Source organism: Pseudochrobactrum mosebachae (assembly GCF_048914685.1).
Taxonomy (GTDB): domain Bacteria; phylum Pseudomonadota; class Alphaproteobacteria; order Rhizobiales; family Rhizobiaceae; genus Pseudochrobactrum.
The window spans coordinates 1,427,479-1,445,838 of sequence record NZ_CP128408.1 but is presented as its reverse complement, the minus strand read 5'-3'; the positions used below and the strand labels follow the sequence as shown (position 1 = coordinate 1,445,838).

Annotated in this window: 9 protein-coding genes; 7 read left to right on the top strand and 2 right to left on the bottom strand. The window is 51.2% G+C overall.

Annotated elements, in window-relative coordinates; all coding sequences use genetic code 11:
- Positions 1-66 precede the first annotated feature (66 nt).
- The 6 genes from MP213Fo_RS06550 to pncB all read left to right on the top strand — a co-directional run bounded on the left by MP213Fo_RS06550 (position 67) and on the right by pncB (position 14,685).
- Positions 67-1,095, top strand: a complete 1,029-nt coding sequence (locus tag MP213Fo_RS06550; RefSeq protein ID WP_421090823.1) for a sulfate ABC transporter substrate-binding protein — start codon at positions 67-69, stop codon at positions 1,093-1,095.
- A gap of 102 nt (positions 1,096-1,197) precedes the next feature.
- A complete protein-coding gene (gene cysT, locus MP213Fo_RS06545; protein ID WP_421091048.1) occupies positions 1,198-2,064 on the top strand; it encodes a sulfate ABC transporter permease subunit CysT in 867 nt (288 codons plus the stop codon).
- Entirely contained in the window at positions 2,054-2,932 is an 879-nt protein-coding gene (gene cysW / locus MP213Fo_RS06540) for a sulfate ABC transporter permease subunit CysW (RefSeq protein WP_421090822.1), read from the top strand. Before cysT ends, cysW begins: the two co-directional genes overlap by 11 nt.
- Positions 2,933-3,022: 90 nt before the next feature.
- Complete coding sequence (locus MP213Fo_RS06535) at positions 3,023-4,084, top strand: sulfate/molybdate ABC transporter ATP-binding protein (protein ID WP_421090821.1); 1,062 nt, start codon at positions 3,023-3,025, stop codon at positions 4,082-4,084.
- A gap of 486 nt (positions 4,085-4,570) precedes the next feature.
- Positions 4,571-13,231, top strand: a complete 8,661-nt coding sequence (locus tag MP213Fo_RS06530; RefSeq protein ID WP_421090820.1) for a GH36-type glycosyl hydrolase domain-containing protein — start codon at positions 4,571-4,573, stop codon at positions 13,229-13,231.
- Between the two features lie 149 nt (positions 13,232-13,380).
- Positions 13,381-14,685 (top strand): nicotinate phosphoribosyltransferase, encoded by a 1,305-nt coding sequence (pncB, locus tag MP213Fo_RS06525; protein ID WP_421090819.1) that lies wholly within the window; start codon positions 13,381-13,383, stop codon positions 14,683-14,685.
- Between the two features lie 232 nt (positions 14,686-14,917).
- Here the strand turns inward: pncB and MP213Fo_RS06520 are convergent, their stop codons facing one another.
- A complete protein-coding gene (locus MP213Fo_RS06520) occupies positions 14,918-15,853 on the bottom strand; it encodes a carbohydrate kinase family protein (protein ID WP_421090818.1) in 936 nt (311 codons plus the stop codon).
- A 71-nt stretch (positions 15,854-15,924) separates the two neighbouring features.
- The gene (locus MP213Fo_RS06515; RefSeq protein WP_421090817.1) at positions 15,925-16,671 is read right to left on the bottom strand and encodes an SDR family NAD(P)-dependent oxidoreductase; all 747 of its coding nucleotides are present in this window, start codon (positions 16,669-16,671) and stop codon (positions 15,925-15,927) included.
- A gap of 193 nt (positions 16,672-16,864) precedes the next feature.
- Here MP213Fo_RS06515 and glpK point away from each other — a divergent pair, with 193 nt between their 5' ends.
- Positions 16,865-18,358, top strand: coding sequence for a glycerol kinase GlpK (gene glpK, locus MP213Fo_RS06510; RefSeq protein ID WP_421090816.1), 1,494 nt, complete (start codon positions 16,865-16,867; stop codon positions 18,356-18,358).
- Positions 18,359-18,360 lie beyond the last annotated feature (2 nt).

Below are 18,360 nucleotides of genomic sequence, written 5' to 3'. Positions count from 1 at the left end.
TTCTTGTAGCATCCTTCTCCGTTGCGGCTCTGTTAGTTTGTTGTTGAACACAAAACGGAGGTCATAATGTTACAGTACCATAATGCATTTACTGCCGCTGCAGCGCTGACTGTTATTTCTGTTGTATTTGGACCTGTGCAAGCGCTTGCTGATCAGACATTGCTGAATGTTTCCTATGATCCGACCCGTGAATTATACAAGGATTATAACGAGGCCTTTGCCAAACATTGGAAGACTGAGACCGGTGAAACTGTAACATTGCGTGCTTCTCATGGCGGGTCCGGTGCGCAGGCGCGCTCTGTTATTGATGGTATTAGCGCCGATGTGGTCACGCTTGCTTTACAGAGCGATATTGACGCAATTGTAGAAAAAACCGGTAAAATCAATGCCGACTGGCGACAGAAATTTCCGAATAATTCGGCTCCCTATACTTCCACAATTGTGTTTTTGACCCGTAAGGGCAACCCTAAAAATATTAAAGACTGGGATGATCTGATCAAAGACGGGGTTGAGGTGATTACACCGAACCCTAAAACGTCTGGCGGTGCGCGCTGGAATTATCTGGCCGCCTGGAGCTGGGCACATAATGAATATGGCGGCGATGAAGAAAAAATCAAAGCCTATATGACTGAGCTGTTCAGCCATGTGCCGGTTCTGGATACCGGTGCACGCGGTGCTACAACCAGCTTTGTACAGCGTCAGCTGGGCGATGTGCTGCTGGCATGGGAGAATGAGGCCTATCTATCTGTAGAAGAATTTGGCCCCGATGCATTTGATATAGTCGTGCCGCCGCAATCAATTCTCGCAGAACCGCCGGTTGCGGTTGTGGATAAGAATGTTGACGCCAAGGGCACGCGCAAGCTGGCTGAGGCATTTCTGAGCTACCTCTATTCAGAGGAAGGCCAGCAGATTGCTGCCAAGCATTTTTATCGCCCGTCTAAACCGGAATTGGTGCCGGAGGCAGATCGTAGCTGGCTGACCGAGGTTAAGCTTGTAACCATTGATGATCCGATTTTTGGTGGCTGGGCAAAGGCGCAGCCTGAGCATTTCGGTGATGGTGGTACATTTGACCAGATTTATAAGCCTGGACAATAAACCACCCTCTTAAACACAGTTAATCAGCCATAACGTTAGTCTCAATAAGGGGGGAGCATGACCGAGCCAGAAGCTAGTTTTGCCGGGAAAACGGTGCCCCTCATGCATGGGCGCTCGAATAAAGCCGGCCTTTTCTCATCTTGGCGCAAGCCGACTATCCTGCCGGGCTTCGGGCTGACATTGGGCTTCAGCGTAGCCTATCTGTCGTTGCTGATTCTGATCCCGCTGATGGTGCTGATGTTGCATGCGGCATCTGTTGGGCCTGCACGTTTCTGGCAACTGGCCAGCGATGCCAGGATGGTGAGCGCCCTGCAGGTCAGCTTTGTGAGTGCAGTGATTGCCGCGCTGATCAATGTGGTTTTTGGGGTTATTCTGGCTTGGGTTCTGGTGCGTTACCGGTTTGCGGGGCGGCGCATTGTAGACGCAATGGTTGACTTGCCTTTTGCCCTGCCCACAGCTGTTGCCGGCATTGCGCTGACAGCACTCTATGCTCCTAGGGGCTGGATTGGTGCATGGCTGATGCCGCTGGATATCCGCATCGCCTTTACACAAGCCGGTATTGTGGTGGCGCTGGTGTTTATTGGATTGCCTTTTGTTGTGCGCACTGTGCAGCCGGTGATTGAAGAGATCAGCCGCGAACATGAGGAGGTGGCTGCAACCTTAGGGGCCAACCGGTTCCAAACAATTTTTCAAGTGCTGTTACCGGGGTTGCAACCCGCCATTCTCACCGGTTTTGCATTGGCCTTTGCCCGTGCTGTTGGTGAATATGGCTCGGTTATTTTCATCGCTGGCAACCGGCCATATTCTACAGAAATTGCGCCTTTATTGATTTTTATCAAGCTGGAAGAGTTTGATTATTCTGCTGCAACAGTCTTGGCGACGGTGATGCTGCTGATTTCCTTTGTCATGCTGCTGGTTGTTAATTTGCTGCAAACATGGTCACGAAGGAGGTATGGTTATGGCCGTTAATGTCGGGAAGCGACTGACCCGCAAATCATCCGCTCCGCAGTGGCATAACCGGTCTGCCGTCACCGAGACCCCTGCAATACGCCGGATTTTAACCGCTATCGGCCTGTTGTTCATGCTGCTTTTTATAGTGCTCCCGCTGGTTGTTATTTTTGCTCAGGCGTTCAGCAAAGGCACCGATGCCTATTGGGCGGCTTTAAGTGATCCGGATGCGCAATCGGCTATCCGCCTGACATTGCTGGTTGCGGCCATTGCCGTGCCCTTTAACATGGTATTTGGTATTGCTGCGGCATGGGCCATTGCGAAATTTGAATTTCGCGGGAAAACATTTCTGATCACGCTTATTGATCTGCCGTTTTCAGTATCACCGGTGATTTCAGGGCTGGTATTTGTGTTGCTGTTTGGTGGTAACAGCTTTCTTGGCCCTTGGCTTCAATCGTATAATATTCAGATTCTATTTGCAGTGCCGGGTATTGTTCTCGCAACGGTTTTTGTGACTTTTCCGTTCGTTGCCCGCGAGCTCATTCCGCTGATGCAGGAGCAGGGTACGGGTGATGAAGAGGCAGCACTGTCGCTCGGTGCCAGTGGTTGGAAAACATTTTTCTACGTAACACTACCCAATATTCGCTGGGGGCTGCTTTATGGTGTGCTCCTATGCAATGCCCGCGCCATGGGTGAATTTGGCGCGGTGGCTGTAGTTTCCGGTCGTATCCGCGGCATGACAACCACCATGCCTCTGCATGTGGAGATGATGTATAGCGAAAATTTTGTGGCAGCCTTTGCTGTCGCCTCTTTGCTGGCGGGGCTGGCACTGATTACACTGATATTAAAGACGGTGCTTGAAATGCGTTTTCAGGTTGATGGTCATTAATCCGCTGAAACAAAGAAGTAATAAAACACTCAGCTAAAAACATAGTCGTTTCTGGTGAGGTTTGACTGGCAAGACTTGAAAGGACTGATAATGGAAGTACGCGTTGTTGATGTGCGCAAGGAGTTTGAGCAGTTTCCGGCGCTGCACAACGTTTCGCTCGATATTGTGTCAGGCGAGCTGATTGCATTGCTTGGGCCCTCCGGATCCGGAAAAACCACCTTGCTGCGCCTGATTGCAGGGCTTGAAACGCCGACTGAGGGTGCAATCTTTTTTGGCGATGAGGATGCCTCGCATAAAACAGTGCAGGAGCGCAATGTTGGCTTTGTCTTTCAGCATTATGCGCTGTTCAGACATATGACACTGGCGCAGAATGTCGGCTTTGGTTTGAAAGTGCGACCGAGCGCAACACGGCCGCCAAAGGCTGAAATTCATAAACGTGCGGTGGATTTACTCAATCTGGTGCAGTTGCAGGGATTGGAAAACCGTTATCCTGCCCAGCTTTCCGGCGGGCAGCGTCAACGTGTGGCATTGGCGCGCGCAATGGCTATTGAGCCCAATGTATTGCTGCTTGATGAGCCTTTTGGGGCTTTGGATGCGCAGGTACGTAAAGAGCTGCGCAAATGGTTGCGTGAAATTCACGACAGTACCGGCCATACCACGGTTTTTGTAACCCATGATCAGGATGAGGCGCTGGAGCTTGCGGATCGTGTGGTGGTGATGTCTCAGGGGCGCATTGAGCAGCTTGGCACACCGGATGAAATTTATGATCGTCCGAATTCGCCTTTCGTTTATGGCTTTATCGGTGAATCCAGCCGTTTGGATGTGCGGGTGGAAAATAATGAGGTTTGGCTGGCAGATCGCGCACTCGGTCTTAAACTTGATGCTACAGCTAATACTGCTCAAGCCGGTGAAAATGGCGAGGCGGTTTTGTATTTTCGGCCGCATGATGTGCAATTGGTTGATGGCTGCGGCGGCTGTATTGCCGGTGTGGTCACCGCGACCCGCCGCGTTGGTGCCAAAAGACGTGTTGAGCTGGAAGTGGGTGGCAAGCGTGAAACCGTGGAGATTGAAATTCCGGCGGAATATGAAGCGGCGGCCGGCAGCCGCCTGGCATTCCGCCCTAAATATTGGCGGGTATTTCCACTCGTTTAAGTTTGCGTCACTCAATTATGACGAGGCAAAATGACAGCTTTGAAAACTGCCGGATATCATACAATATCCGGCAGTTTTTATATCTATTAGCGCGATCATTTAAAAAAATTCATTCGATTAAAATGATATAAGGCAACCTTTGTCGTGCTGTAGCATTGTATCTGCAGTTATAGTGCTAAGACTTGATGTCGGATCAGGCTGTTTGAGGTCTGGTATTCAAGGCAGCTCGTTGATTTTTATAACGTTAAGTTAAAATCATCCATGATTTGTGCTTTGCGATTTTACCAAATTAGATCATGGCATTCTTAAGCGACGTAATTTGGTCATAACTGTTGAACATCAACAGACTATATAGTTTCAGACAAGTGAAGAGCAGTTCTTTGTCTGAGGCAACGTCAAAAAATGACAGGGCAATTTATACCGTCAAAACGGGATATAAACGCTCTGCAGCGGAACTTAAATCTTATAAAAGGCTGTAAAAGGCATATGCCGGCTTTGTCTTTCTCTCTGTCATCATTGTTTTCTCGCCCCATCACAGACCGTCTTTTGCCGGTGCTGCCTCTGCCTGTCAGGGGGCATTATAAAACACCTGAAGAGTTGCAGGTTCTTGCCAGCGCATTGGCGCGCAATGAAACAGTGCGGCTGCCTGATTATGAGAGTTTTGATTTCAATAAGCGCCTTGCTGAAAATGCGGGCGTTATCCTGCATGCCTATCGCTCATCGGATGCGGCATCGCGCAATGGTGAAACGATTACGCCGGCTGCGCAATGGTTGCTCGATAATTACTATGTTGTCGATAAAAGCATGCAGCAGGCGCGCCGCGATCTGCCGGATAAATTTCTCAATCAATTGCCGCTGGCAGCCAATATTACATCTGGTGTTACGCTGTCCGAGCAGGTCGCTACCACCCAGCCGCAGGCAAACACTTTGCCGCGCATTTTTGCTTTGGCCTGGCTTTATGTTGCCCATAGCGACAGTAATTTTTCATTGAAATCGCTGAAAGCAATGGTCGACGGTTTTCAGACTGTTGAGCCGCTGCATATCGGCGAATTATGGGCGCTGCCATCAGTGATCCGCTTTATGCTGGTCGAAAATGCACGCCGCTTGGCGCAACGTGTTGAGCGTGCCCGTGCGATGCGCGATTTTGCCAATCGGGTGGCCGATAAAATTGTAGTGGCCAGCGCGCCGGAAGAGCTGCAAACGATCCTGAGCGAATATAGTGAACCGGCACGCGATGGTACTTTTGCTACGCATTTGCTCTATCGCCTGCGCAGTGCATCGACAGCCACAGGGCCTGCGATCGACTGGCTTGAATCGCAACTAGAGGCTGGTGGCCGCGATGTTGAAGAAGTAATTGTTGAAGAACATGCCCGCCAGTCGACCGGCGGCGTGACTATGGGCAATATTGTCCGCTCGCTTAAAACCATTGATGACGTTGACTGGACTTCTTGGGTTGAAACGGTCAGCGTGATGGATGCGATTTTACGCGAGAACAGCGATTTCGAAGACCTCGATTTTGCCTCGCGCAACAGTTACCGTGTGACCATTGAAAAGATTGCCCGCAATTCGGATATGACCGAAATTGAGGTAACCAATACCGCTCTCAAACTGGCCCGCGAAAAATCGGCCCGTGAGCATAAAACCACCGAGCGCGAGCAAAGTGGTGCGATTGCCTATTATCTCAGCGGCAATGCACGTACCGAGCTGGAACGGGTCTGCGGTTATAAACCACCTTTCTCTTCTCGCCTGCTGCGCCGTTATCGCGGTTTAGGCTTGTGGGGCATTGCGGTGCCGGTTTGGGCGCTGACAATTAGTGTGCTGACGCTTGTCTATATCGGCATGGGCCGTTTCGGTTTTGATGAGAGCGAACAGCTAATATTCACTTTGCTGGCGCTGTTTCCGGCCTATGAGGCATCACTTGGCCTGTTCAACTCACTGGTGCCGTGGTTTGTGCAACCAAACCGCCTTGTCGGTTATGAATATCGTGACGGTTTGCCAACCGATGCCCGTACACTGGTGGCTGTACCGACACTGATCAACTCCCGTGACAGTGTTGATGAGCATATCCGTAATCTTGAAGTCCATTATCTGACCAACCCGCGTGGTGAAGTTTACTTTGCAATTGTCAGCGACTGGACAGATAGCGAGCAGGAAGTAACCCCTGCCGATATGGAAGTTCTGGATTATGCCCGTGAAGAAGTTGCAAAACTCAATACGCATTATGCCGGTACAGGGCAGGCGCGGTTTTATTTTCTGCATCGCCGCCGCCTTTATAACCCGTCGCAGGCTTGCTGGATGGGCTGGGAGCGTAAACGCGGTAAGCTGCATGAGCTGAACCTGCTTTTGCGCGGCGATCATGATACCAGCTTTTTCCCGCCGGATGTGCCGCTGCCGCGTAATATCCGTTATGTCATGACGCTGGATTCCGATACCCGCCTGACACCGCAATCGGTGACCAATCTGGTTGGTAAGCTGTCCCACCCGCTCAATCATCCGGTTTTTGATGAAAAAACCGGCCGTATTGTTAGCGGTTACGGTATTTTACAGCCGCGTGTGACCCCGTCACTCACCACGGGCGATGACGCCTCTTTCCTGCAGCGTGTTTTCTCGGCCAATCGCGGTATTGATCCTTATGTGTTTGCGGTATCCGATGTGTATCAGGATCTGCTGGGAGAGGGGACGTTCACCGGTAAGGGCCTGTACGATATTGATGCGTTTGAACAGGTAATGAAGGGCAAGATTGAGGAAAACACAGTTCTCAGTCATGATCTTCTTGAAGGCGGTTATGCGCGCTGCGCGCTGGCCAGCGATGTTGAGGTGGTCGAGGATTATCCGACCGGCTATAATGTTGATATTTCACGTCATCACCGCTGGGCACGTGGTGACTGGCAATTGCTGCCGTTTTTGTTTTCCACGAGCAAAGGGGTTAGCAATACTACCCGCTGGAAAATGGCCGATAATCTGCGCCGTTCCCTCAACCCCATTGTCTGGGTTCTCGCTTCTTTTGCCGGTTGGTGCCTGCTGCCGCTGGGTGTCGCAACGCTTTGGCAGTTGTTTCTGATACTGGCGATGTTTGTGCCGATGATTTTCGGCATTGTTACCAATCTTATTCCTGTGAATATGGATTATTCGCTTAAAGGCCATGCCCAGTCGGTGCTCACAGATGTCACACTGGCCTTTGCCGATATGGCACTGCGCCTGTCTTTCATTGCACATAGCGCCACACTGATGGGCGATGCGATTACCCGCACGCTCTATCGTTTATTTGTATCGCGCCGCAATCTTTTGGCATGGCGTGCCGCCGCACAGATGAAATCATCCGATACGCTGGATTTTTATGTGCGCCTGATGTGGCCGTCTTTGCTGATTGGTGCGCTGGCCTTTGTGCTGCCTGTGTTGTTTGGCAGCAAGGCGGTAATGATTGCGGTTCCATTTGCGGTATTGTGGATTGCCTCCCCATGGATTGCATGGGCGGTCAGCCGCTCAGCCAAGCCGCAGGATACGCTGGAAGTACGATCCTCAGATAAGGGCGATTTAAGGCGCTATGCGCGCCGTACATGGCGTTATTTTGAAGCTTTCACCAATGCAGAAAACAGCCATTTGCCACCCGATAATTATCAGGAAGATCCTGTAGGTGCGGTCGCCATGCGTACCTCGCCAACCAATATCGGCGTTTACCTGCTTTCGGTTGTTTCTGCGCGTGATTTCGGCTGGATCTGCTTCAACAATACCTTAACCCGTATTGGTCTGACGCTGGATACGCTGGAGAAGATGGAAAAATTCCGCGGCCATCTTTATAATTGGTATGAAACTGATACGCTCAAGCCATTGCAGCCGCTTTATGTATCTGCGGTTGATAGCGGCAATCTCGCCGGCCATCTGGTAACATTGTCGTCTGCTCTTGAAGAATGGGCACAGGCGCCATCCGTCTATCTGCAGGGCGATTTTGAAGGTATTCTCGACGTCAATGATATTCTGGAAGAGGCTATTGCCGCTATTCCGGATGATCGCCGGATTTTGCGCCCATTACGTCGTCGGCTTGAAGAGCGGATTGGTAATTTCCGCCGTGCTGTGCGTTCATTCCGCGAGGAGCCGGAAACCGCATCATTCCGCACGATCAATATTTCACTGTTTGCCAAGGATATTGAAAAGCTGGCACAGGAACTTGACGGCGAGCTGGAAACCCTTCAGTCGCATGAGGCGCTGGAATGGGCACGCGCATTGGTTGCAACCTGTAAAGCACATACCGATGATGCAATCGGCGAACATAATCCGGAAGAGCTGCGCACACAGTTGCAAAACCTTGCCGAACGTTCACGCCAATTGGCTTTTGATATGGAATTCGGCTTTCTTGAGCGTAAAGAGCGCCGTCTTCTCTCTATCGGTTTCCGTGTTCAGGAAAACGAGCTGGATGAAAGCTGCTACGATTTGCTGGCATCTGAAGCCCGTCTCGCCAGCCTGTTTGCTATTGCCAAGGGCGATGTGCCGGTAGAGCATTGGTTTAAACTTGGCCGCCTGCTGGTGCCGGTTGGCTGGAAAGGCGCTTTGCTGTCTTGGTCCGGCTCGATGTTTGAATATCTGATGCCGCCGCTGGTGATGAATGAGCCGCTAGGCTCGCTTCTCGACCAGACCAACAAGCTGATTGTGCAGCGCCAGATTGAATATGCATCTTCACGTGGTCTGCCATGGGGCATCTCGGAAGCGGCCTATAATGCCCGCGATCCGCAGATGAATTACCAATATTCGAATTTTGGTGTGCCAAAGCTCGGCCTGCAGCGTGGCTTGTCACGTAATGCGGTGATTGCGCCTTATGCCAGCCTGTTGGCATCGCAATATCGCCCTGCCGAGGCGGTAAGCAATCTGAAAAACCTGCAAAAACTGGGCGCAATGGGTCGCTACGGTTTTTATGATGCAGTTGATTTTACACCGTCACGTGTACGTGAGGGTGAAAGATGCGCTGTTGTCAAAAACTATTATGCGCACCATCACGGCATGTCGATTATTGCCGTCAATAATGTGATCTTTGACGGTCGTATGCGCACTCGCTTCCATTCTGATCCGGTGATTGAGGCGGCAGAACTGCTGTTGCAGGAAAAAGCCCCGCGTGAAATTCCGATGGTCTATGCCAAAACTGAAAATCCGATGCGCGTGGATAGCGGCGCGTTTGACGAAGCGCCGATGCGCATTATTGAAGAACCGCTGAAAGCACCGCGCAGCGTGCATCTGATGTCGAATGGTCAATATTCGCTGATGCTGACAGCTGCAGGCTCCGGCTATAGCCGCTGGCATGATATGGCGATTACCCGTTTCCAGCCGGATGCTTCTGAAGGCATGCAGGGCAGCTTCCTCTTCCTGCGTGATGTGGAAAACGGCCGCTGGTGGTCTGCTACCGGTGAACCGGCTCGTCATCTTGAAACCGAAACCAAAACAGTCTTCACGGAAGATAAAGCCGAGTTTTATAAGACCTCGGGTGATATTAAAACCGTGGTGGAAACTATTGTCACCACCGATGCTGACGGTGAAGGCCGCCGGATTGATATTATCAATACCAGCCCGCATGATCGTATTATTGAAGTTACATCCTATGCGGAACTGGTGTTGAATGATGCTGATACCGATGATGCACATCCGGCTTTTGCCAAGATGTTTGTTGAAACGGAAATCGCACCGGATGGCACAACAATCTTTGCCAAGCGCCGCAAACGCGCACCAACAGATACTGAAGTGCATGTGGCGCATTTTGTAACCGATTTGTCGGGTGCAGTGCGTGAAACAGAGGCTGAAACCGACCGCCGCGTCTTTATCGGTCGGGGCCGCACGCTGCGTAATCCGGCAGCATTTGATATTGGCAGCCAGTTTAGCGGCAGTCAGGGTACTGTGCTTGATGCGGTTGCATCGCTGCGTACCCGCGTGCGGGTTCCGGCACGCAAAAAAGTCTCGCTGGTTTTCTGGACACTGGCTGGCGGTTCGCGCTCATATGTTGAGGAAAAGGCGGCCTTGCTGCGTTTTCCTGAGGCATTCTCACGCGAATATACCCTGTCATGGACGCGCTCTCAGGTGCGGTTACACCATGTGGGCATCAAGCCTGCCGAGGCAACAGATTACCAGAAAACTGCAAGCTATCTGATTTATCCTGACCGTGCTTTGCGCCAGCCATCCGAGGTGATTGCCGCAGGTCTTGGTGCGCAATCCGATCTTTGGCCATTGTCAATTTCCGGCGATTATCCGATCTTTGTACTGCGGATTGATAATGAAGCCGATCTCGATGTGCTGCGCGGCGTGTTGAAGGCGCAGGAATATTGGCGTGAAAAAGGTCTGATCGTTGATGTTGTTGTGGTCAATGAACGGGCGTTTTCCTATGCGCAGGATACCCAGCGTGCGGTTGAATGGCTGAGCGAGAGTTTCCGTGTCCGCTCCCAGCATCAGAACCAGAAGCCGCATATTTTCACGGTGCGCCGTGATCAGATGAGCGAGCAATCCTATAATACGCTGCTGGCTTGCGCACGAATTGTAATCCACGCGCAGAACGGCTCGCTGGCAGAACAGCTGAAGCGTATTCAAGAGCTTTCTGTTGATCTGGCAAGCCGCAAGGAAAACAAACAGGAAAACATTGATCCGCGTTTGAGCCGCCGCCGTATCACTGAAATTGAAGGCGAGCTTGGCATTGCGGCTGACGGCAAAGCTGTGAGCAAATTGCCGGGCGTTGCAGCTCATAATGCATCCTCTGCACAGGAGCAGGCACAGGCACCTGCTGGTGACGGTCTTGAATTCTGGAACAGCTATGGTGGTTTTAATAGTACCGGCGATTATGTGATACGTCTCAACGGCGACCGCACTACACCGCATCCTTGGATCAATGTGATTGCCAATGCGGATTTTGGTTTTCATGTTTCTGCCGAAGGTTCGGCCTTTACATGGAGTGGTAACAGCCGCGACTATCAGCTGACCCCCTGGTCGAATGATCCGGTGTCTAACCTGCCGGGTGAAGCGGTTTATATTGCTGATCTCGACAGCGGCAAGGCTTTTGCACCAGCTGCCAATGTGGTGCGTGATGAAAGCGTGACTTATGAGGCAAGGCATGGTCAGGGCTTTAGTGTTTTCACATCACGTCATGGCGATGTGAGCTGTGAACTGACGATGCTGGTGGATTTGCAAAAGCCGGTGCGCCTGACACGCTTGCGCCTGATCAATCACGGTTCAGCGGCTAAAAATCTGCGGCTTTATAATTATGCCGAATGGGTGCTGGGTAATGTACGCGCTAAAAATGCTGCTTATATTGTTCCGCGTTTTGACACAGACCTGGGCGCATTATTTGCCCGTAATCCCTTCCATACCGATAAAGCAGGGCAGGTGGCCTTTGTGACGGCCAATATCTTGCCAACGACTGTAACCGCAGACAGGCAGGAGTTTATTGGTGTCACCGGTTCTGTAACCGAGCCGGATAGTGTTATGCAGGGTAAAGCTCTGACAGGTACGGTTGAGGCAGGGCGCGATCCGTGCGCAGCACTCAGCTATGATCTGGAGCTGAATGCAGGACAAACCAAAGATATTACATTCATCCTCGGTAATGCCAAAGATGAAGAGGCGGCACGCGGGCTGATCACCTATAGCCGTGGTCTTGCCTTTGATGATGCGCTGGCAAATATTGGTAAGCAGTGGCAGGATTTTACCGCGCCGGTGCAGGTTACAACGCCGGATCGCTCGTTTGATTTGATGGTCAATCGCTGGTTGCCTTATCAGAGCATGGCCTCGCGTATTCTTGCCCGTGCGGCCTTCTATCAGGCTAGCGGAGCATATGGGTTCCGCGATCAGCTGCAAGATACTTTGTCGCTGCTGATGCTTGACCCGCAACTGGCACGCAAGCAATTGCTGAATGTTGCCGGACGCCAGTTTGAGCAAGGCGATGTGCAGCATTGGTGGCTGCCTGTGAGCGGCGCAGGCGTGCGCACACTGATCTCGGATGATGTGGTGTGGCTGTCTTATGCCGCTACCCTTTATGTGCAGGTTACCGGCGATACCGCAGTGCTCGATGAACAATTGCCGTATCTTCAGGGGCGTGCATTGGAAGCGGGTGAGCATGATGCGTTCTACCAGCCGGAGATGACAGAGAAAACGGCATCCGTTTACGAGCATTGTGTCAAAGGTCTGGAGCTGGCAATCAGCCGCACAGGTGCAAATGGCCTGCCGTTAATGCTTGGCGGCGACTGGAATGACGGCATGAATCTTGTCGGCATTGAAGGTAAAGGCGAGAGTGTTTGGCTCGGCTGGTTCATGAGCTACACATTACAGCAATTCATCACTATGGCAGAGGCGCGTGGTGATACACCACGGGTTGAAGCGATGCAGAGCCATCTTACCAGCCTTAATAATGCACTCGAACAGGCCGGCTGGGATGGTGAATGGTATCGTCGCGGTTATTATGATGACGGTACACCACTTGGCTCGCATTTGAGTGACGAATGCCAGATTGATGCGATTGCCCAGAGCTGGGCTGTGCTGTCTGGTGCTGCTGATCCGGCACGCGCTGAGCACGCCATGGCTTCGCTGGAAAAGCATCTGCTGGATGAGGAGGGCGGCTTGCTACGGCTGTTCACACCGCCATTTGACAAGTCGCAACATGAGCCCGGCTATATCAAAGGATATCCGCGTGGTGTGCGTGAGAATGGCGGCCAATATACCCATGGTGCAACATGGGCAATCATGGCTCTGGCAAAGCTTGGTCGTGGTGATGAGGCTTACAAGCTGTTCTCAATGATCAATCCGGTGCATCACGGTGCAGACCCTGAAATCTATCGCGTTGAGCCTTATGTGATTGCTGCCGATATTTACTCGGTTGAACCGCGGCGCGGTCAGGGCGGCTGGACATGGTATACCGGTTCTGCCGGTTGGTTCTATCGTGTGGCGCTGGAAGGTATTTTAGGGCTGACCAAGCGTGGTGATCATCTGTTCCTCAAACCGGTTCTGCCGTCGGATTGGGATGGTTTCGAGGTCAGTTACCGTCATGGCGAGGCGCTTTATAAGATTATTGTTCGCAATAAAGCCGGCCGTGAGAAATTGACAATTGACGGTCAAGTGGTGGCTCAAAGTGAGGCAGGCATTGCACTATTGATGCAGGGTAACCACGAGATTGTGCTTGAACTGAAATAGGCGTTTGCACAGCAGCGCATAATAAAGGGCGGTGAGGTATCATCGCCCTTTATTTTTGTTTATTTCTGCTTATGGTCTGTCAAAAGGCTTCAGGCCAATCATGCTCAGGATAAGAGCTGATCTTATCTGATGACATAAGGATATCTGGTATGACCAGAACAGATATTGCGCAGCGGGTTTATAATCATGCGTGGAAACTTGATCCGATTGTTCGCAGTCTGCTGGATACGGATTTTTATAAACTGTTGATGTTGCAAATGATCTGGGGGTTGTATCCGAAGGTCGATGCCACTTTCTCGCTGATTAACCGCTCGAAAACCGTGCGCCTTGCCGATGAGATTGATGAGGGGGAGTTGCGCGCGCAACTCGACCATGCCCGCTCGTTGCGCATGACCAAAAAAGAGATGATCTGGCTGGCCGGTAATACATTCTATGGCCGCAAACAGATTTTCACGCCGGAATTTCTGCAATGGCTCAGCACATTTCAATTGCCGGATTATGAGCTGACACGGCGTGACGGCCAATATGAACTGCATTTTCACGGACCGTGGTCACATACGACCATGTGGGAAATACCGGCTCTGGCGATTATCAATGAGCTGCGCTCGCGCGCAGCACTGAAATCTTTGGGGCCATTCGCGCTGGACGTACTTTATGCCCGCGCTAAGGCTAAAATGTGGGGCAAGGTTGACCGCCTTCGCCAATTGCCAAACTTAAAAATTTCAGATTTCGGCACCCGTCGCCGCCATTCGTTTTTGTGGCAGCGCTGGTGTGTTGAAGCGCTGAAAGAAGGTATCGGGGAGGCCTTTACCGGAACCAGCAACGTCTTGCTGGCTATGGATACAGACCTGGAAGCACTGGGTACCAATGCTCATGAATTGCCGATGGTTCTCGCTGCATTAGCCGATACTGACGAAGAATTGCGCACTGCTCCTTATCGTGTGCTGCAAGACTGGAACCGCTATTATGGCGGCAATTTGCTGATCGTTTTGCCTGATGCTTTTGGTACCACCGCATTTTTGCGCAGTGCGCCGGATTGGGTGGCCGACTGGACAGGTTTCCGCCCCGACAGCTCACCGCCGATTGAAGGTGGCGAGCGGATTATTGACTGGTGGAAATCCAAGGGCAAAGACCCGCGCGAGAAATTGTTGATTTTTTCTGACGCGCTGGATGTGGAAACCATTGAAGAAACCTACCGCCATTTTGACGGGCGGGTGCGGATGAGCTTTGGTTGGGGTACCAACCTGACCAATGATTTTAGCGGCTGCGCCCCGCAGGATATTTATGGGCTTGATGCGATTTCACTGGTTTGTAAAGTGATTGATGCCAATGGCCGTCCGGCGGTAAAACTCTCGGATAACCCTTCCAAGGCAACGGGTGATCCGGAAGCCGTCAAGCGCTATATAGAATTTTTCGGCGGTGAAGACCGTGTCGCGCATGCTGTGAAAGTTTAAACTCAGCGCTTAATAATCAACACCATGCCGGTGATTAACCGGCATGGTGATTTAACTTGATAGTTATGACAATGCGATAAATCTAAAATCTAGAGCGAGCGCTGCTATCCAATCTGAATTTTGCCCGCTCTAGAGCATTTCGTAGTCCAATGGAAGCATTGGGCGGGCACGATAATGCGTAAAAACAATAACTTAGAGCGGATTACATGATCCAATTTAAACGTAAACCGCTCTAGAGCATTTCATGATCCCATGGCGGATTGGCACCAATCCGCGAAACTGTGATGGCCGCAGCTTTAATGCCGAAACGAACAGCCTGAGAAAGCTGCTCGCTATTAATTTGCTCAATGGCTTTTTTAGAGAGCAGGCCTTGGTGCTCCAAACTTACCAGCACACCGGCATTAACCGTATCACCGGCACCAACCGTATCGCCAACCACAACTTTTTCACCATCTATGCTGATTTTACCGCAAGCGGCATAGGCATCTGCACCATCAGCGCCTTTGGTGATAATGATGATTTTGGGGCCTGTCTGCCCTGCCGGTGTAAGCCAAGTCTGCGCAATCTGCGCATGGCTCATGTTAAGCCCGAACCAGGCAATATCTTCATCAGACACTTTTACAATATCGGCGCTGGCAATCATGCGCTGCATGCGTGCCAGATGCGCGGCTTTATCTGTGATAAAATTGGTGCGGATGTTCGGGTCAAGCATAATCACACGGCTCGCAGCAGAGCGCAGCATCAGCGCTTCATAAGCGCTGCCGCAGGGCTCTGAAATCAGGCTGATACCGCCAAACAGCATTGCGCGGACATTATCGTCTAACTGCGGCAGCTGCGTTGTATCGAGCAATCTTCCGGCTGTGTTTTCATCATAAAAACTGTAGCTGGCCTGCCCATTGTTAAAACGTACAAAGGCAAGCGTGGTCGGCTGATCCGATATCGCACATAAATGCGTATCAACGCGTGATTTTTCCAATGTATCACGCAACATCTGCCCGAAGAAATCTGATGACAGGCCGGAGAAAAATCCGGCCTTTACCCCGAGCCTACCAATAGCAATGGCGCTATTAAACACCGAACCACCGGCATGTGGTACAAAACCGGTGTCACCATCAGTGGTTTCACGCGGCAACATGTCTATCAGGGCTTCTCCGCAAGAGAGGATCATCTGGAATACTCTTTTAATTTAATGAGGTCAGACAGGCTGGTTAAGGTCTTAAATGTCAAAATTGAGGAAGGTCAGACATGCTGACCGCCATTAATATGGATTTCCGAGCCTGTCACATAGGAAGAGGCATCGCTGCACAGATAATAAATGGTCTCTGCGACTTCCGATGTCTGTCCAAGGCGACGCAGCGGCAGCTGTTCAACCAGTTTTTCAGTGCCGGGTGACAGGATCGAGGTTTCGATCTCGCCCGGTGCAATCGCATTCACCCGAATACCATGCGGGCCAAAATCCGAGGCCATTTCACGTGTTAGCCCAGCCAATGCCGCTTTGGATGTGGCATAGGCCGTGCCTGCAAACGGGTGCACACGGCTGCCGGCAATCGAGGTTACATTAACTACCGAGCCTTGCGCCGCTTCGAGCTCTTTGAAAAGCCCGCGTGCCAGCATGATAGGTGCAAAAAAATTGACCTGAAACACATCCCGCCATGTCGCCATCTGCGTTTCGATCGAATTGAGACGACGGCCACCGGCACCCTTGGGAGAAATACCGGCATTATTTACAAGTGCATTGAGCTGGCCACCATTATCTTCCAGTCGGCGGCGAATTTCAGAAATCGCACGGCCGATATCTTCCGGATCAGCGAGATCTACCTTAATATGATCTTCAGGGCCTGCGGGCCACGGGCAATTTTCAGCAAAATCCTGTCGTGAACAGGTTATGACCCGCCAGCCAGCGCGCGAAAACCGTTTGACGGTCGCATGGCCGATACCACGACTGGCACCAGTCAGAACGATGGTTTTTTTAGGCATCTCGGTCATTATATCAGGCCTTTTTGGTCAGCGGACAACGCAAAACGGGGCTCGTCTGGCGCGAACAGTCAGACATTACATTATCGGTAATTATAAGTGGACACCATCACATAGATTTTAAAATTGCAACGTGTGTTTAAATTTGGCACTGAGACTATATCAGTTTATTAGATAAAATTGTTTTTGAGAACGGGAGTGTTTTATGTCGGGACTAATTTTGGCAATTGATCAGGGTACGACCTCAAGCAGAGCCATATGTTTCGATGAAAAATATAAAATTGCCGGTCTCGGGCAAAAGGAGTTTGCACAGCATTACCCAAAGTCCGGTTGGGTAGAGCATGATCCGGAAGAAATCTGGCAAACTGTTGTAACCACTTGCAAACAGGCAGTTGAAAATGCTGGTGCCACCATGGCTGATATTGCCGCTATAGGCATTACTAACCAACGTGAAACTGTTGTGGTTTGGGATAAATCAACCGGTAAACCGCTTTATAATGCGATTGTCTGGCAAGATCGCCGCACTCAAAAAGACTGTCTTAAACTTAAGAAAAAGGGTTTGGAGCCGCGCATTCGCCGTAAAACCGGTTTGCTGCTCGATCCGTATTTTTCGGCAACCAAACTGGCATGGATTTTAAACAAGGTTTCGGGCGCGCGTAAAAAGGCAGAAAATGGCGATCTGCTTTTTGGTACAATCGACAGTTTTTTAATCTGGCGGCTCACTGGCGGCAAAGTACATGCAACCGATGCTACCAATGCGTCGCGCACATTGCTGTTCAATATTGCTGAAAATTGCTGGGATGAGGAGTTGTTAAAACTGTTCAACATCCCTCGTGCCATGCTGCCTGAGGTTAAAGACTGCGCCGATGATTTCGGTGTGACAGAGGCCGGTATTCTGGGCGCGGAAATTCCTATTCTCGGTGTTGCCGGAGATCAGCATGCCGCGATGATCGGGCAGGCTTGTTTTGAAAAAGGCATGTTGAAAGCCACATTCGGCACAGGATGTTTTGCCTTGCTTAATACCGGCAAAGATCAGGTGCTTTCGCGCAATCGCTTGCTCACAACCATCGCCTATAGGCTCAATGGTGAAGTGACTTATGCGCTTGAAGGATCAATTTTTGTGGCTGGTGCTGCGGTGCAGTGGCTGCGTGACGGGCTTGGAATTATCAAAAATGCAGCGCAGTCCGGTGAGCTGGCTTTACAGGCAGATTGCACACAGGATGTGTATCTGGTGCCTGCATTTGTAGGCCTTGGTGCACCGCATTGGGATGCCGATGCACGCGGTGCGATCTATGGGCTCACGCGCAATTCAGGGCCCGCAGAAATCTCCAAGGCAGCGCTGGAATCCGTAGCTTATCAGGCACATGATTTGCTGGAAGCGATGCATAAAGACTGGAAAACCAGTGAGAATGATACCGTATTGCGTGTTGATGGCGGTATGGTTGCATCAGACTGGACAATGCAAAATCTGGCAGACATTCTGAATGCCTCTGTCGACCGACCGGTGATACTGGAAACCACAGCACTGGGCGCCGCGTGGCTTGCCGGTATGAAGGCAGGACTGTGGGGAGCGATGCAGAGTTTTGCAAAAGACTGGCAGCAGCAGCAGCGCTTTGAGCCGAAGATGGAGCCGCCGCTGCGCAAGCGTAAAATCAATGGCTGGCGCAAGGCGGTGCGCAGTACATTGCGGGCGAAGTAAAT

Bases quoted from the DNA above. Each gene is read 5' to 3' on its own strand.
- MP213Fo_RS06515 (WP_421090817.1), bottom strand. From the start codon at position 16,671: ATGACCGAGATGCCTAAAAAAACCATCGTTCTGACTGGTGCCAGTCGT.
- MP213Fo_RS06550 (WP_421090823.1), top strand. From the start codon at position 67: ATGTTACAGTACCATAATGCATTTACTGCCGCTGCAGCGCTGACTGTT.
- glpK (WP_421090816.1), top strand. From the start codon at position 16,865: ATGTCGGGACTAATTTTGGCAATTGATCAGGGTACGACCTCAAGCAGA.
- cysT (WP_421091048.1), top strand. From the start codon at position 1,198: ATGCATGGGCGCTCGAATAAAGCCGGCCTTTTCTCATCTTGGCGCAAG.
- MP213Fo_RS06535 (WP_421090821.1), top strand. From the start codon at position 3,023: ATGGAAGTACGCGTTGTTGATGTGCGCAAGGAGTTTGAGCAGTTTCCG.
- pncB (WP_421090819.1), top strand. From the start codon at position 13,381: ATGACCAGAACAGATATTGCGCAGCGGGTTTATAATCATGCGTGGAAA.
- MP213Fo_RS06520 (WP_421090818.1), bottom strand. From the start codon at position 15,853: ATGATCCTCTCTTGCGGAGAAGCCCTGATAGACATGTTGCCGCGTGAA.
- cysW (WP_421090822.1), top strand. From the start codon at position 2,054: ATGGCCGTTAATGTCGGGAAGCGACTGACCCGCAAATCATCCGCTCCG.
- MP213Fo_RS06530 (WP_421090820.1), top strand. From the start codon at position 4,571: ATGCCGGCTTTGTCTTTCTCTCTGTCATCATTGTTTTCTCGCCCCATC.